Genomic DNA, 15880 nt, shown 5'->3' on the forward strand with positions numbered 1-15880 from the left:
GGGGGTCGGCGGCGGGCGGTGGGTCGGCGGTCCCCCGCCCGCCGCCGGAGCCGCCGCGGCCCCCCGCGGGCCGACGGCGACCGGACCTGTGGGGACGGCGGGTCAGCTCCCGGCCGGCAGTTCCCTCACGCGGACGTTCCGGAAGGACACCTCGTCGCCGTCCCCGTGGTTCTGGAGGCCGATGTGTCCTTGGCGCAGGCTGCGCGCGGGATCGGTGTTGGTGAAGTCGTTGATCTTCACGCCGTTGAGTCGGACCGTCAGCCGCTCGCCGGTGACGCGGATCTCGTAGGTGTTCCACTCCCCCGGCGGGTTGAGGGCCCGGTCACGGGCTTCGAGGTCGGCGGAGCGGAAGCCGTACACCGATCCGGTGGTCCGCTCCGGGACGTCGGTGGCGTCGATCTGGATCTCGTAGCCGTTGTGCACCGCCGACCAGGGGTCGTCGGAGGCCGGGAAGCCCACGAAGACACCGGAGTTGTCGTCCCCGGACGTCCTCCAGTCGAGCTTGAGGGAGTAGGAGCGGAACTCCCTGGCTTCGTACCAGAGCATGCCCATCCCCCCGGTGGAGGTCAGGGTGCCGTCCTCCAGGGTGAAGGAGCCCGGCCCGGCCTGTTTCCACCCCTCGGTCCCGGTGCCGTCGAAGAGCGGGGTGTAGCCGTTCTCCGGGCGGCAGTCGGCGTGGGCCGCGCCGGTGGCGTAGCGGATGCCGCCCAGCAGGTGGGCGCGGAAGGCGGGTTCCGCGTAGGACTCCCGGGTGTGCCCGCCACCGGTGTGGAAGGCGCGGCCGCCCCGGTGGGTCCGGCACCAGGCGATGGGGTGGTCCTCCCCCATGGTGCCGCCGGTGTAGGAGGACTCGTCGAGTGTGGCGAGGACGTGGACCGCCTCGCGGGGGTTGGTGCGGTAGTTGTACCACTCGTCGGTGCGCTCCCAGGCGGCGTCCAGGTGGGCGGTCGCGGGGTGCGCCCGGTCCTCGACGTCGACGGTGGCCCGTTGGATGTGCGGGTGGGAGTGGAAGTAGGCGCCGACGAGCCCGCCGTAGAAGGGCCAGTCGTACTCGGTGTCGGCGGCCGCGTGGACGCCCACGTAACCGCCGCCCTCCCGGATGTAGTGCTCGAAGGCCTTCTGCTGGACGGTGTTCAGGACGTCACCGGTGGTGGAGAGGAAGACGACGGCGTCGTAGCGGGCGAGGTTCCCCCGGGTGAAGGCGCCGGAGTCCTCGGTGGCGTCGACGGTGAATCCGTGCTCCTCTCCCAGCTCCTCGATGGCGGCGATGCCGTCGGGGATGGAGTCGTGGCGGAAGCCGGCGGTCTTGGAGAAGACCAGGACGTGGCCCTCCCCCGCGCGGGGGCCGTGCGGGTCCGGCTGGGCGGCGCTGCCGGGCAGGGCGGCGACGGCCGACAGCAGCGTCGCGGCGCCCGCCGCGGTGGCGAGGCGTGTGGGGATGCGCATGCGGATGTCCTTCCTCGGGCGGGGCGGGCGGGCCCGTCGGTCGCTCGCCCCGGCGCGGGAATCGGTCCGGGGTGCCTGCCCGGGTGGGTTCCGCCTTTCGTGCCCCGGACACCGGTGTCCGGGGCACGAAAGGCGGAGTCCGGTCAGCGGGTGGTGAGGACGAAGTCGTCGACGTCGTAGAGCGCTCCGCCGCCACTGCCCGTGAAGACCAGGTAGAGCGTGGTGGTCCCAGGCGGTGTCCGCTTCAGGGGCGTGGTGACGTCGGTGTAGGTCTCCCAGCCGCCGGTCGGTTCGACCTCGACGGAGCCGATCAGCCTGCCGGTGGGCGATCCGGTGCGGACCTCCAGGGTGCCGCCGGACCCGGCGGAGGCCACCCGCGCGGTGAGGGACGTGGCGTTCTCGAGACGGTAGGGGGTGAAGGCGATCCAGTCGCCGTCGTGGATGTTCCCGACCGCCCGGCCGCCGTGCGCCGGGGCGTGCTCCACGACGCTGACGCCCTGGGACGCGCCGTGGTGCTCGGCCTGTCGGTGCCTGGGCTGGGCGACGTTCTGGTCGTGCGTGGTCAGCGCCGGCTGACCGCCTCCGCCCAGGTCGGTGTACTCGGCGTCGAAGACCCCGAAGATGTTGGCGTTCGGGTCGTGTTCGCTGTCGGCGCTGGTCTTGATGGTGCCGGAGCAGCCGGTGGCCGAGGTGATGGGGTGTCCGTGGTTGTCGTGGCCGAGGATGTGGGTGACCTTGACCCGGGAGCAGTCGATCCTCCCGTCCTCGGGGTCCCTCACCTTCACCTTGAAGGGCACCTCGTCGCCGAAGGTGAACAGTTCTCCGTCGCCGGGCAGTTCGAGGGTGACCTCGGGGGCGGTGTTGCCGACGGTGAGGTGGACGGAGGCCGATCCGGTGCGCCCGGAGGGGTCCTCGACGGTCACGGTGGCGGTGTAGGTGCCGTTCCTCCGGTAGGTGTGGGTGGGGTTGGCCTCGGTGGACGTACCGCCGTCGCCGAAGTCCCAGGAGTGGGTCAGCGCGTCGCCGTCGGCGTCCGAGCTGCCGGCCGAGGAGAAGGAGACCTTCAGCGGGGCCCGGCCGGAGGTGCGGTCGACCTCCGCCCGGGCGACCGGCGAGTGTCCGTCGGTGGCGTTCTCGATGCGGTAGAGAGCGGAGTTCTCGTCGCCGCCGAACCAGGACAGGCCGTAGTCGAGGACGTACAGCGCGCCGTCCGGGCCGAAGGCCATGTCCATGATCTGGGTGCCGGTCCAGGGGAGGTCGTCGATGGCCCGGACGGTGCCGTCGGCGTCGTGTTCGATCCGCTTGATCCAGCGCCGTCCGAACTCGCCCGCGAAGAAGTCCCCGTCGTATGCCTCGGGGAACTTCACCGGGGAGTCCAGGTCGGGGTCGTAGCGGTAGACCGGGCCGGCCATCGGGGACTCGGAACCGCTGCCGAACTCGGGCAGGGAGTCTCCGTCGTAGGGGATCCAGGCGGGCTGGGCGGGCGGCAGGTCGGTGAGACCGGTGTTGTTCGGCGAGGTGTTCCTCGGCGCGGCGCAGTCGAAGGGCTCGCCGGAGGTGCCGGTGGCGAAGTCGTGGTCGACGTACGCGTCGTTGTCGCCGGTGCAGTACGGCCAGCCGAAGTTGCCGGGTGCGGTGACCCGGGCGAACTCGACCTGTCCGGCGGGGCCGCGGGCGGGGTCGGCGGCGCCGGCGTCGGGGCCGTAGTCGCCGACGTAGACGATGCCGGTGGCCCGGTCGACGCTCATCCGGAAGGGGTTGCGGAAGCCCATGGCGTAGATCTCGGGGCGGGTCCGCTCCGTGCCGGGCGCGAAGAGGTTGCCCTCGGGGATCGTGTACGAGCCGTCGTCCGCGACCTTGATGCGCAGGATCTTGCCCCGCAGGTCGTCGGTGTTGCCGGAGGTCCGCTGGGCGTCGTAGGCGGGGTTGCGGTTCGCCCGCTCGTCGATGGGGGTGTAGCCGTCGGAGGCGAACGGGTTGGAGTCGTCGCCGGTGGACAGGTACAGGTTGCCCTCGGCGTCGAAGTCGATGTCGCCGCCGACGTGACAGCAGATGCCGCGGGTGGCGGGGACGTCGAGGACCTTTCTCTCGCTGCCGAGGTCGAGGGTGCCGTCGGTCCTCAACACGAATCGGGAGAGGCGGTTGACCCCGTCGAAGGGGGCGAAGTCCTCGGCCGTGCCCTCGTCGGGGGCGTCGCCGGGCGGGGTGTCCAGCGGCGGCGCGTAGTAGAGGTAGATCGCCCGGTTCTCGGTGAAGTCCGGGTCGACGCCGACGCCCTGGAGTCCCTCCTCGTCGTGGGTGTAGACGGGGATCCTTCCGGAGACGCGGGTGTTGCCGGCGGCGTCGGTGATCCGGAGCGTACCGTCGCGGGAGGTGTGGAGCACGGAGCGGTCGGGGAGGACGGCCAGCGACATGGGTTCGCCCGTCTCGGCGGCGCCCCGGGCGAGGGTGACCTGTTGGAACTGCTCTGCCGTGGTGGCGGGTCGGTCGGTGTGGTCGGTCCGGGCACCGGCCTGCGGGGTGGTGAGGGTGAGGGTCGCGCCGACGAGGAGCGCGCCGGTGAGGGCCGCGAGGGCTGTGCGGGGTCTGGGCCGTTTCCTGTGCACGGGTGTCCTCCGGTGGGATGACGGGGTGTGACAGGCGCGCGCCGTCGCGCCGGGGCCGGTCCGGGAGGGGCGGGGTGACCGGTACATCTCAAAGGACCGTAACGAGCTTTGTCCGATTCGGAAACCCCTTTGACATATGGCCGTCCGCCTTTCCTCTCCACCTGGACAAAGCGGAGACGGGCAGGGCGGAGCCGCCCGGCGGCACACCGCGCCGCCGGGCCGGTCACCGGGCCGGACGTCAGTCCTCGGCGCCTCCGAAGGCGGCGTCGAAGGAGGCCGACGGAGGCTCGAAGTCGTACGCCCGCAACCGGGCCAGGGCCTCGGGCGCGCCCTGGAGCCGGTCCATCCCGGCGTCCTCCCACTCCACCGAGATCGGTCCCTCGTAGTCGATCGAGCGCAGCATCCGGAAGACGTCCTCCCAGGCCACGTCGCCGTGTCCGGCCGAGACGAAGTCCCAGCCGCGCCGGGGGTCGCCCCAGGGCAGGTGGGAGCCCAGCCGGCCGTTGCGGCCGTCCAGCCGCTTCCTCGCCTCCTTGCAGTCCACGTGGTAGACGCGATCGCGGAAGTCGTACAGGAAACCGACGGGGTCCAGGTCCTGCCACACGAAGTGACTGGGGTCGAAGTTCAGCCCGAAGGCGGGACGGTGGTCGACGGCCCGGAGCGCCCGGTGGGTGGTCCAGTAGTCGTAGGCGATCTCGCCGGGGTGGACCTCGTGGGCGAAGCGGACGCCCTCGGTGTCGAAGACGTCCAGGATCGGGTTCCAGCGGTCGGCGAAGTCGGTGTAGCCCCGTTCGATCATCGCCTCCGACGCCGGCGGGAACATCGCGACCAGGTGCCAGATGGCCGAACCGGTGAAACCGACGACGGTGCGCACGCCGAAGGCCGCGGCGGCGCGGGCGGTGTCGGCCATCTCGGCGGCGGCCCGCCGCCGCACTCCCTCGGGCTCGCCGTCGCCCCAGATCCGGGCGGGCAGGATGGCCCGGTGCCGCTCGTCGACGATCGCGTCGCACACGGCCTGCCCGACCAGGTGGTTGGAGATCGCCCAGCACCTCAGGCCGTACTTCTCCAACAGGGCGCGGCGTCCGGCGAGGTAGCCGGACTCGTTCAGGGCCCGGTCCACCTCGAAGTGGTCGCCCCAGCAGGCCAGTTCCAGTCCGTCGTAGCCGAAGTCCCGGGCCAGGCGGCAGACCTCCTCCAGCGGCAGGTCCGCCCACTGCCCGGTGAACAGGGTGAAGGGTCGGGGCACGGTGCCTCCTCCTCGAAGAACGCGTCAGGCGGGAACGGGGGCCGCCGGTGTCACCGGCGGCACGGGGGTGTAGGCGGAGTTGTTCGCGGCGCTCTCCTCGACCGCGGCCAGCACCCGCTGCACCCGGAGGCCGTCGTCGAAGGACGGCTCGGGCTGCTCCCCGGCGGCGACGGCGCACAGCAGGTCCCGCGCCTGGTGGACGAAGCTGTGTTCGTAGCCGAGGCCGTGGCCGGGCGGCCACCAGCCTTCCAGGTAGGGGTGGTCGGGCTCGGTGGCCAGGATGCGGCGGAACCCGGCGGTGGACGCCGGCTCGGTGCCGTCGTAGAGGTACAGCTCGTTGAGGCGCTCCAGGTCGAAGACGAGCGATCCGCGCTCCCCGTTGAGCTCGACGCGCAGCGCGTTCTTGCGTCCGGTGGCGAACCGGGTGGCCTCGAAGGAGGCCAGCGCCCCGGAGGCGAGTCGCCCGGTGATCAGGGCGGCGTCGTCCACGGTGACCTCGCCCCGCCGGTCGCCCCCGGTGCCCGACAGCCCCGTGACGGGCCCCTCGGGCAGCGGTCGTTCCCGCACGAAGGTCTCGGTCAGCGCGGAGACCCCGGTCAACGGCTCGCCCGCCAGGTACTGGGCGATGTCGATGGCGTGGGAGCCGATGTCCCCCAGCGCTCCGGAGCCGGCCTGTTCCCGGCGCAACCGCCAGGTCAGCGGGGCCTGTGGGTCGGTGAGCCAGTCCTGGAGGTAGGTGACCCGCACGTGCCGCAGCTCCCCGATCCGTCCCGTCTCCACCATCCGGCGGGCCAGGGCCAGGGCCGGCAGGCGCCGGTAGTTGAACCCCACCACGGCCAGCTGTCCGCGCCGCCGGGCGGCTCGGGCGGCATCGGCCATGGCCTCCGCCTCCGCCACGCTGTTGGCCAGCGGTTTCTCGCACAGGACGTGCTTGCCCGCCTCCAGAGCGGCGATGGCGATCTCGGCGTGGCTGTTGCCGGGGGTGCAGACGTCGACGAGCTGGACGTCGTCGCGGGCGATCAGCTCCCGCCAGTCGGTTTCGGCCGCGGCCCATCCCAACCGGTCCGCCGCGGCACGCACCGCGTCCGCGTCCCGACCGCACACGGCGGACATCACGGGGCTCAGCGGTAGGTCGTAGACGTGGGCGACGGTGCGCCAGGCCTGGGAGTGGACGGCGCCCATGAAGGCGTAGCCCACCATGCCCACACCGAGGGTGGGCCGCTTGCTCTCGTTGTCGGAAACGTCCATGGGGTCTCCAAATCGTCGTCCGCGTCGTCGGATCCGTACCCGGACGGCCCCCGCTCCGACGGGGGCCGTCCGGGTACGGATCACCGGAAGCCGGTCGGCAGGTACTGCTCGACGTTGTCCTTGGTGACGACGGCGGAGTAGAGGGTGAGGGAGGCCGGGATCTCGAACTCGGCGAGCCCGCCGATCCCCTTGCCCTGCCCGAGCGCGCGGGCCAGGTCGATGGCGGACGCGGCCATGGTGGGCGGGTAGAGCACGGTGGCCTTCAGCACGGTGTCGTCCGCCTTGATCGCGTCCATGGCGTGCTTCGAACCCGCCCCGCCGACCATGAAGAACTCGTCGCGCCCGGCCTGCTGGATGGCGCGTTCGGCGCCCACGCCCTGGTCGTCGTCGTGGTTCCACAGCGCGTCGAACTCGGGGACGGCGCGCAGCAACTGGGCCATCTTGGCCTGGCCGGACTCGACGGTGAACTCGGCGGCCTGGCGGGCGACCTTCTCGATGTTGGGGTAGTTCTTCAGCGCGTCGTCGAAGCCCTGGGTGCGCTGCCGGGTCAGCTCCAGGTTGTCCAGCCCGGCCAACTCGACGACCTTGGCGTTCTCCTTGTCCTTGAGCCTCTCGCCGATGTAGCGCCCGGCGTTGAGTCCCATGCCGTAGTTGTCGCCGCCGATCCAGCAGCGGTACGCCTGCGGGGAGGCGAAGATCCGGTCGAGGTTGACCACGGGGATGCCCGCGTCCATGGCCTTCAACCCGACCTGGGTGAGGGCCTTGCCGTCGGCCGGGAGGACGACCAGGACGTCGACCTTCTTGTTGATGAGGGTTTCGATCTGACCGATCTGCTGGGCGGTGTCGTTGGACCCCTCGGTGGCCTCCAGGGTGACGTCGGAGTACGTCCCGGCGCGCTCGGTGGCCATCTCGTTGATGGCGTTGAGCCAGCCGTGGTCGGCCTGCGGACCGGCGAAGCCGATGGTCACCGGCTTCCCCGGCGCGTCGTCGGCGGCGTCGGCCCGGCGGGCGTCGGTGTCCTCCGCGTCGTTGTTCTCGTTGCTGGTGCAGCCGGTCAGGAGGGCGCCGGCGGAGACCGCGGCGGTGCCGAACAGCAGCCCTCTGCGACTGGGTAGGGAGAATGTGGACATGACAGACCCTTCGTTCAACGTGTGGGGCTGTGGGCGAAAGGGGCGTCCGGGGAGGCGGACGGAGACGGTCGGGTGGCGGTCAGGTGGAGGTGCCACCGCGCGCGGTGCGGTGCTGGACCAGGACGGCGGCGACGATGATCGCTCCCTTGGCGATCTGCTGGACGTCGCTCTGGAGGTTGTTGAGGGCGAACAGGTTGGTGATGGTGGTGAAGATCAGGACGCCCAGGACGGAGCCGGTGATGGTGCCGCGACCCCCGCTGAGGAGGGTGCCGCCGATGATCGCCGCGGCGATGGCGTCGAGCTCGTAGAGGTTGCCGTTGGTGTTCTGGCCGGAGCCGGTGAGGACGATCAGCATGAAGGCGGCGATGCCGCAGCACAGCCCGGACAGCAGGTACAGCAGCAGCCGGTGCCGCCTGACGTCGATGCCCGCCAGCCGGGCGGCCTCGGCGTTCCCGCCGACGGCGACGGTACGGCGGCCGAAGGTGGTGCGCCCCAGCAGCAGCCATCCGGCCAGCGTGACGGCGGCGAAGATCAGCACCAGGGGCGGCACGCCCAACACGTAGGCGTCGCGCAGCCCGAGCTCCAGCACCGCGTCGACCTCGACGACCTGGGTCTTGCCGTCGCTGATCTGCAGGGCCAGGCCGCGGGCCGAGGCGAGCATGGCCAGGGTGGCGATGAAGGGGACCATCGGTCCGTAGGCGACGAGCACGCCGTTGACCAGCCCGCAACCGAGTCCGACCAGCAGCGCGCACAGCAGCATCCCGCCCAGCCCGAACTCCTGGGTGGCCACCGTGGTCGCCCACACCGAGGCCAGGGCGACGATCGCGCCGACGGACAGGTCGATGCCGCCTCCGATGATCACGAAGGTGACGCCGACGGTGACGACGCCGATGACGGACGCCTGGGTGAGGACGAGCTGGAGGTTCCCGGTGCTCAGGAACTGCTCGGGCACGGTGACGGCGCCGACGGCCACCAACACCGCCAGGACACCGAACAGGGACAGGTGGTGCAGGTCGATCGGCACGGACCCGATCCGACTCCCGCGGGACGGGGGCGCGGGGACGGCCTCGTCCCCGTCGGGGTTCCCTGCGGGGTCCTTCGGCGGCTTCCCGGCGGGCGCGGCGCTCAGCACTGCGTGCTCCCTTCCATGACGAGGTCGAGGACCCGGTGCTCGTCGAGCTCCCGGGCGGGGGCGGTGTGGACGACGTGTCCCTCGCGCAGCACCAGCACCCGGTCGGCCAGGCCGAGCACCTCGGGCACTTCACTGGAGACCAGCAGCACGGCCCGTCCCGCCCCGGCCAACCGGCGGATCAGCGCGTACAGTTCGGCACGGGCTCCGACGTCGACGCCGCGGGTGGGCTCGTCCAACAGCAGGACCCGGCAGTCGCGCAGCAGCCAGCGCGCCAGGACGGCCTTCTGTTGGTTGCCGCCGGAGAGGGTGCGCACCGGGCGGTCCGGATCGTCGGGGCGCAGGGACAGCTCACGGACGGCCGTGTGGGCGGCGGTGCGTTCGCGGGCGCGGTCCAGCCATCCGCCGCGGGCGTAGCGGGACAGGCACGCCAGGGTCACGTTGCGGGTGACGGACTCCAGCATCAACAGCCCCTGGGTCTTGCGCTCCTCGGGCGCGAGCCCGAGCCCGGCGCGGACGGCGGCGGTGACGCTGCCGGGGCGCAGGGGGCGCCCGTCGACCAGGACCCGGCCGGCGTCGGGGCGGCGGGCTCCGTAGATCGTCTCCAGGATCTCCGAACGCCCGGAGCCGACCAGCCCGGCCAGACCCACGATCTCCCCGGGACGCACCTGGAGGTCCAGCGGCGCGAACTCCCCCGCGCGCGCCAGGCCCTCGACCCGCAGCACCGGTTCGGTTCGAGGCGGACCGGGAGGACGTTCGGGGAAGACGTACTCCACGTCGCGTCCGGTCATCAGGGAGACGAGGTCGCGGGTGGGTGTGGTGCGGGCGGGCAGGCCGCGGGCGGCGGTGCGGCCGTCCTTGAGCACGGTGACGCGGTCGCCGATGCGGCGGATCTCCTCCATCCGGTGGGAGATGTAGAGGACGGCGACCCCGTCGGCGGTGAGGGAGGCCACGACGCGGAAGAGGTTGTCCACCTCGTCGGGGCCGAGCGCGGCGGACGGTTCGTCCATCACGATCAGGCGTGCCCGGTGGGAGAGGGCGCGGGCCATGGAGACGATCTGCCGGCCGGCCGCGGGCAGCGCGCCGACGGGGGTGTCCGGGGCGATCTCGCCGTGACCGAGCCGGGCCAGGAGGGACGCGGTGCGGGCGCGGGCCTCACGGGACCGGACGAACCCGGCGGTGGCCCTCTCATGGCCGAGGAAGACGTTCTCGGCCACCGACAGGTGCTCCACCAGGTCCAGTTCCTGGTGGATGGTGGCGATGCCCAGCCGCACGGCGGCGACGGGCGATTTCGGGCGGACCGCCTCGCCGCGCCAGGTGATCTCCCCGCCGTCGGGTTGGTGGACTCCGGCGAGCACCTTGATCAGGGTGGACTTGCCGGCCCCGTTCTGGCCCAGCAGGCAGTGCACCTCTCCGGGGAGGACGTCGAGGTCGACCCCGTCGAGGGCGCGGACGCCGGGGAAGGACTTGGTGATGCCGGCCGTCGCCAGCAGGGGCGTCGAAGGGGAGGGCGAGCCGGAGGCGGGATCCGGCGGATCGTGCTCTGGTGCCATGGCGGACTCCTCGGCTGGTTCGGCCGGTGAGGTGGACAGGGCCGGTTCAGGGCAGGTCTCGGGGCGGGGCCGGGTGTGGTGCGGCACCGCCGGACGCGGTGTGGTGCGGGGCGCACGGTGCGGACGCGGGGGTGCGCACGGTGGTGCCGTGGTGGGGTGGTGCGGCGGTGCCGTGGTGCCGTGGTGCGGTCGCGGTGCGTCGCGGGGACGGGAGGCGGATGTCGGAGGGGCGGTGCCGTGACCGGCCGTCAGGCCGGGGAGAACAGGTGGTCGCTGATGAGCCGGGCCGCGCCGATGACTCCGGCGACGGGTCCCAGCTCACCGAGGACGATGGGGAGGTTTCCGGTGGCCAGGGGCAGGGACTGGCGGTAGACCTGGGTGCGGATGCCGGCCAGCAGGGTGTGGCCGAGACCGGTCACACCACCGCCGATCACCACCAGGCCGGGGTTGAAGAAGCTGACGAGACCGGCGACGACCTGACCGATGCGGTCGCCGCCGTCGCGGATGAGACCGAGGGACGCGGTGTCCCCCGCCGCCGCGGCGGCCGCCACGTCGGCGGCCGTCAACCGTCCCGCCGTCTCCAGCCGGGAGGCCAGTTCGGGTGACCGGCCCTCCCGTGCGGCCTCCTCGGCGTCGCGCGCCAGCGCCGCGCCGCCGAAGTACGCCTCCAGGCAGCCTCGGTTGCCGCAGGCGCACTGGCGGCCCTGCGAACCGTGTTCCACCTGGATGTGTCCGATGTCGCCGGCGCTGCCCGTGGCGCCGCGGTAGACCTCGCCCCCCGCGACGATGCCACAGCCGATGCCGGTGCCGATCTTGACGCAGAGGAGGTCCTGCACCGATCGGGCCACGCCCGCGTGCCGCTCCCCCAGCGCCATGAGGTTCACGTCGTTGTCGACCATGACGGGGCAGCCCAACTCCTGGCTGAGCACCTCCCGGACCGGGAAGCCGTCCCAGCCGGGCATGATCGGCGGTGCGACCGGGACGCCCTCGGGGAACCGGACCGGACCGGGCACTCCGACGCCCGCGCCGTCGAACCCCTCGGCCGCTCCGGTGGCGCGGAGCTTGGCCGCCATGGTCAGGGCCTGCTCGAAGACGGCGACCGGCCCCTCCCGGACGTCCATGGGCTGGTTGAGGTGGCCGAGGATCTCCAGTTCGGCGTTGGTGACGGCCACGTCGACCGAGGTGGCACCGATGTCGATGCCCAGGAAACGCAGCCCCGGCGCGAGCCGGATGTTGTGGGAACGGCGCCCACCGCGCGAGGCGGCGAGTCCGTCGGCCACCACCAGACCGGTCTCCAGCAGGCGGTCGATCTCCACGGCCAGCTTGGAACGGGAGAGCTCGACCTGGTCGCCCAGCTGGGCACGGGAGTTGGGGCCTCCGTCGCGCAGCAGGCGGAGCAGTCGGGCCTGGTGCGGGTTCGCGGGCCGTGCCGTCATCCGTCTCAAGCCGCCCTCCTCTCGCTGTCCGCGCCGGGGGAAACGCCGTGCCGGTCCGCCGGGGAACGTCTTCGGTTCCGCCGGGCTTTCACGGGGGAACATAGCAGCGCCTGTCGGAGTGGGGAAGAAGTTGTGCGGCGTTCCCTCTCGACTTTTTCCGCGCGCAGGACAAAGAGGGGGGCGGCGTTCCGCACCCCTCCCCCGCGTCGACCACCCACAGAGAGAAATATCCCTTTTGTGTAGATATGCTGACTGTGTGGGCCCTCGTCCGACACCTACGGAGAGCGACCGCCGTCAGCGGCCGCCCGAGGCCGACATGCGCGCGGAGATCCTCGCCTCCTGGCAACGCTCCCAGCGGCTCGGCATCGCCTCCGAGGGCGCGGAACTGCCGGTCGAGAGCGACCTCGACCCCGAGTCCCGGTTGGTCAGGGCCGCCGCCCCGGTGCTGCGGAGGCTGTACGAACGGTTCTCCGGCATGCCCGTCACCGTGGCCCTGGCCGACGCCCGGGCCACCATCGTGGACCGGCGCGGGGAGCGTCGGGGCCTGGAGCTGATGGACTCCGCCTTCCTGGTGCCCGGCGCCAACGTCGACGAGCGCTTCATGGGGACCAGCAGCGTCAGCATGGTGCTGAGCACCAGATCACCGTTCGTGGTCGTCGGCCACGAGCACTTCCTGCACGACCTCAAGACCCTGACCTGCATGGCCGCCCCCGTCCGCGACCCGGTGGGCGGGACCGTGCAGGGCGCGGTCAACCTCTCCGTGCCCATGGAACTGGCCGAACCCGGCATGGCGACGGCGCTCCAGGAGGCCACCGACCGGATCGGCGAACGTCTGCTGGAGCTGAGTTCGGCCAGGGAACGCGCCCTGGTGGAGTCCTTCCTCCGCGCCCGGCGGCAGGGCGGCCACGCGGAACTCGACCTCCGTTCCGAGGGGCCGACCGGCCCTCGTGGTACCGCGCCCGAACTGGCTCCCGGGGAACACCTGGCGCTGTTGGAGGCCGCCACCGAACTGATCTCCTCCGGCGGCCGGCCGTTCGCCGAGGTGCCGCTGGCCGGCGGCCGGGTGGCCGTCCTGCGCCGCAGGCAACTGCACCACGGCGACGCGGAGGGGGCGGCCGTGGAGGTCGGCTTCCACGGCGGCGCCGGTGGGGACGCCCCCGGCGGTACGGACACGACCTCCGCGACCACGGCGATCGCCCCGGACCGGCGCCGGGTGCCCCTGCTGCGTCCGCCCTCCGCCACGGGGCGCGAGGAGTCCGGAGCGCGGAGCACTCCACCGACCGAACGGTCCCCCGCGGACACCCGACCGGACAGCGAGCCGAGCAGCGAGTCGGACAGCGAGCCGGACAGCGAGCCGGGAGGTCGCTCCGACGCGTGGCTGCTGCTGGTGGGCGAACCGGGAGTCGGCCGCCTCGCCGTCGCGGCGCGCAGGCGGCTGTCGCTGCTCAACGAGGCCGGCACCCGCGTCGGCACCACCTTGGACATGCGGCGCACCGCCGCGGAGCTGGCGGAGATCGCGGTGCCGGAGTTCGCCGACGTCGCCGTGGTGGACCTGACCGAGGACGTCCTGACCGGCCGTGAACCGCGGTCGGGCCCGCCCGGCACCGGCACGACGCTGCGCCGGGTGGCCGTCCGCCCCCGCGGCGAACCCGGTGACCGGGACGAGGACCCGGCCGGCACCGTGGACTACCCGGCCGGCACGCCCCAGGCCCGCTGCCTCGCCGCCGGCCGCCCCGTGGCGGACTCGGTACCGACCGCCGCCCTGGCCGACCCCACCACGGGGAGCGAGCACCCCGTCGACCTGCTCGGCCAGGGAACCCACTCCTACCTGGGCGCCCCGCTGCGCGTCGGGGACACCGTCCTGGGACTGGTCGGTTTCTACCGCCGCGGCAGGGACCACCCCTACGAGGAGGACGATCTGACCCTGGCCGGCGAACTGGCCGCCCGCACCGCGATGAGCGTGGACAACGCCCGCCGCTTCGCCCGGGAGCGCGACGCCTCCCTCACCCTGCAGCGGAGCCTGCTGCCGCGCGAAACCCCCCGATCGACCGCCGCCGACCTCGCTTTCCGCTACCTGCCCGCGGATCCCGACACCGGGGTGGGCGGCGACTGGTTCGACGCGATCCCGCTCTCCGGGACGCGGGTGGCGCTGGTCGTCGGCGACGTGGCGGGGCACGGACTGCAGGCGGCGGCCACCATGGGACGGCTGCGCACGGCGGTGCGCACCCTGGCCGACCTGGACCTGCCTCCCGAGGAGGTGCTCGCCCACCTGGACGACCTGGTCGGCCGCACGCCCGACGACCCGGCCACGGCCGCCACCTGCCTGTACGCGGTGTACGACCCGGTCTCCTGCCGCTGCACCGCCGCCGTGGCCGGACACCCGCCGCCCGCCGCCGCCCCGCCGGGCGAGGAACCGTACCTGCTCGATCTGCCCACCGGGCCGCCGCTGGGGTTCGGCAGGTTCCAGCCGTACGAGTCCGCCGCCGTCGACCTGCCCGCCGAGACCCTACTGGCGCTGTACACCGACGGCCTGCTCAAGGAGGGCCGTGCCTACGGTGACCCCGACTCCCGCACCGGACGGTTGTTGGAGGTGCTCAGGGACGCCTCGTCGTCCCTGGAGACGGAGTGCGATCGCATCACGGACACCCTGCTCTCCGGTGACTCCCACGACGACGTCGCCCTGCTGCTGGCCCGTGTGCACGCTCTGCCCCCGGACCGGGTGGCCTCCTGGGAGCTGCCCGCCGACCCGTCCGTGGTGGCGCGGGCCAGGGCCGCGGCGAGGCGGTGCCTCGACGCGTGGGGGCTGACGGAGCTGGAGTACGGAACCGGCCTGGTGGTCAGCGAGCTGGTGACCAACGCGGTGCGGTACGGCGGTGCGGGGCCGGTGTGCCTGCGGCTGCTGCGCGACGAGGAGAGCCTGATCTGCGAGGTGTCCGACCGCAGCAGCACCTCCCCGCGCATCCGGCGCGCGGCGACGACCGAGGAGGGCGGCCGCGGCCTGTTCCTGGTCGCGCGGTTCACCAGGAACTGGGGGGCCCGCTACACGCCCGAGGGCAAGACCGTCTGGGCCGAGCAGACGCGGTCGCCGACGGTGCGGGAACCGGGGCCGGACGCGGACGAGCGGACGCTGTTGGCCGCCTTCGGCGATCTCGACGACCTCTGACGGCGCGGGGAGGCGCCCCGCCGGCGGGACCCGGCCCCGGTCGGGGCCGGCCCCCTCGGCCTCAGGGTTTCCGTCCGACCGCGCCGAACTGGGCGACCTCCGGGGGTTCGCCCGCGCCGTTCCCCTCCGTCGCGTGCCGCCAGTGCGCGCAGGAGACGATGCCGGGCTCCAGCAGTTCCGTGCCCGCGAAGAAACTCGCGAACTCCGCCCTGCTCCGGGCGGTGATCGGGGGTGTGGCGTGCTCGTTCCAGAACCGCATCGCCTCGGCGTTCGCCTCGCCGCCGAGCTCCAGCGTGGGGTGGGTGACGGCCAGGTGGCTGCCGGAGGGCACGGCCTCCAGCAGCCGCCGCACGATCGCCCGCGCCCGGTCGGTCTCGGAGACGAAGTTCAGGATGCCCAGCAGCATGATCGCCACGGGACGGGTGAAGTCCAGCGTCCCCTCCGCGGCGCGGAGGATCGCCTCCGGGTCGTGCGCGTCCGCGTCGACGTAGTCGGTGGCGCCCTCGGGGGAGCCGACGAGCAGGGCACGCGCGTGCGCCAGCACCACGGGGTCGTTGTCGACGTAGACGACCCGGGACTCCGGGGCGATGCGTTGGGCGACCTCGTGGGTGTTCTCCGCCGTGGGCAGGCCCGTGCCGATGTCCAGGAACTGCCGGATGCCCGCCTCCCGCACCAGGTACCGCACCGCGCGCCCCAGGAAGGCGCGGTCGGCGCGGGCCACCTCGCGAATGGCCGGGTACACGCCGACGACGTGGTCACCGACCTGGCGGTCCACCGCGTAGTAGTCCTTGCCGCCCAGCCAGTAGTTCCACACCCGGGCGTTGTGGGCGACGTCCTCGTTCACCAGCGCCGCACCGCCCGGCCCGCCGTTCCTGCCGTCCATGGCCTCTCCCACCCCTCGTCAGCGCGCTTCCGCCCCGACG

General features: G+C 72.8%; 10 protein-coding genes. 1 reads left to right on the forward strand and 9 read right to left on the reverse strand.

Annotated features, from left to right (window positions below; translation table 11 throughout):
• Window positions 1–102: 102 nt before the first annotated feature.
• The 8 genes from F0L17_RS01590 to F0L17_RS01625 all read right to left on the reverse strand — a co-directional run bounded on the left by F0L17_RS01590 (window position 103) and on the right by F0L17_RS01625 (window position 11794).
• Window positions 103–1446 carry a ThuA domain-containing protein gene (locus F0L17_RS01590; RefSeq protein WP_155069435.1) on the reverse strand — a complete coding sequence of 448 codons (1344 nt, stop codon included), beginning with the start codon at window positions 1444–1446 and terminating at the stop codon, window positions 103–105.
• A 143-nt stretch (window positions 1447–1589) separates the two neighbouring features.
• The gene (locus F0L17_RS01595) at window positions 1590–4052 is read right to left on the reverse strand and encodes a PQQ-dependent sugar dehydrogenase (RefSeq protein ID WP_338017914.1); all 2463 of its coding nucleotides are present in this window, start codon (window positions 4050–4052) and stop codon (window positions 1590–1592) included.
• A 238-nt stretch (window positions 4053–4290) separates the two neighbouring features.
• Complete coding sequence (locus F0L17_RS01600; RefSeq protein ID WP_162465648.1) at window positions 4291–5298, reverse strand: TIM barrel protein; 1008 nt, start codon at window positions 5296–5298, stop codon at window positions 4291–4293.
• A 24-nt stretch (window positions 5299–5322) separates the two neighbouring features.
• A complete protein-coding gene (locus F0L17_RS01605) occupies window positions 5323–6546 on the reverse strand; it encodes a Gfo/Idh/MocA family protein (protein ID WP_155069439.1) in 1224 nt (407 codons plus the stop codon).
• An 80-nt stretch (window positions 6547–6626) separates the two neighbouring features.
• On the reverse strand, window positions 6627–7676 hold the full coding sequence (locus tag F0L17_RS01610) for a substrate-binding domain-containing protein (protein WP_155069441.1): 1050 nt from the start codon (window positions 7674–7676) through the stop codon (window positions 6627–6629).
• A gap of 79 nt (window positions 7677–7755) precedes the next feature.
• Window positions 7756–8808 (reverse strand): ABC transporter permease, encoded by a 1053-nt coding sequence (locus F0L17_RS01615; RefSeq protein WP_420802366.1) that lies wholly within the window; start codon window positions 8806–8808, stop codon window positions 7756–7758.
• Window positions 8802–10358, reverse strand: a complete 1557-nt coding sequence (locus F0L17_RS01620; RefSeq protein ID WP_155069443.1) for a sugar ABC transporter ATP-binding protein — start codon at window positions 10356–10358, stop codon at window positions 8802–8804. Before F0L17_RS01620 ends, F0L17_RS01615 begins: the two co-directional genes overlap by 7 nt.
• A 248-nt stretch (window positions 10359–10606) precedes the next feature.
• Window positions 10607–11794 carry an ROK family transcriptional regulator gene (locus F0L17_RS01625; protein ID WP_155073001.1) on the reverse strand — a complete coding sequence of 396 codons (1188 nt, stop codon included), beginning with the start codon at window positions 11792–11794 and terminating at the stop codon, window positions 10607–10609.
• 316 nt (window positions 11795–12110) lie between these two features.
• Here F0L17_RS01625 and F0L17_RS01630 point away from each other — a divergent pair, with 316 nt between their 5' ends.
• Window positions 12111–14957: a SpoIIE family protein phosphatase gene (locus F0L17_RS01630; protein WP_155073002.1), complete on the forward strand. Its 2847-nt coding sequence runs from the start codon at window positions 12111–12113 to the stop codon at window positions 14955–14957.
• A 61-nt stretch (window positions 14958–15018) separates the two neighbouring features.
• Here the strand turns inward: F0L17_RS01630 and F0L17_RS01635 are convergent, their stop codons facing one another.
• On the reverse strand, window positions 15019–15840 hold the full coding sequence (locus F0L17_RS01635; protein ID WP_155069445.1) for an SAM-dependent methyltransferase: 822 nt from the start codon (window positions 15838–15840) through the stop codon (window positions 15019–15021).
• Window positions 15841–15880: the final 40 nt, after the last annotated feature.

Source organism: Streptomyces taklimakanensis (assembly GCF_009709575.1).
GTDB classification, from domain to species: domain Bacteria; phylum Actinomycetota; class Actinomycetes; order Streptomycetales; family Streptomycetaceae; genus Streptomyces; species Streptomyces taklimakanensis.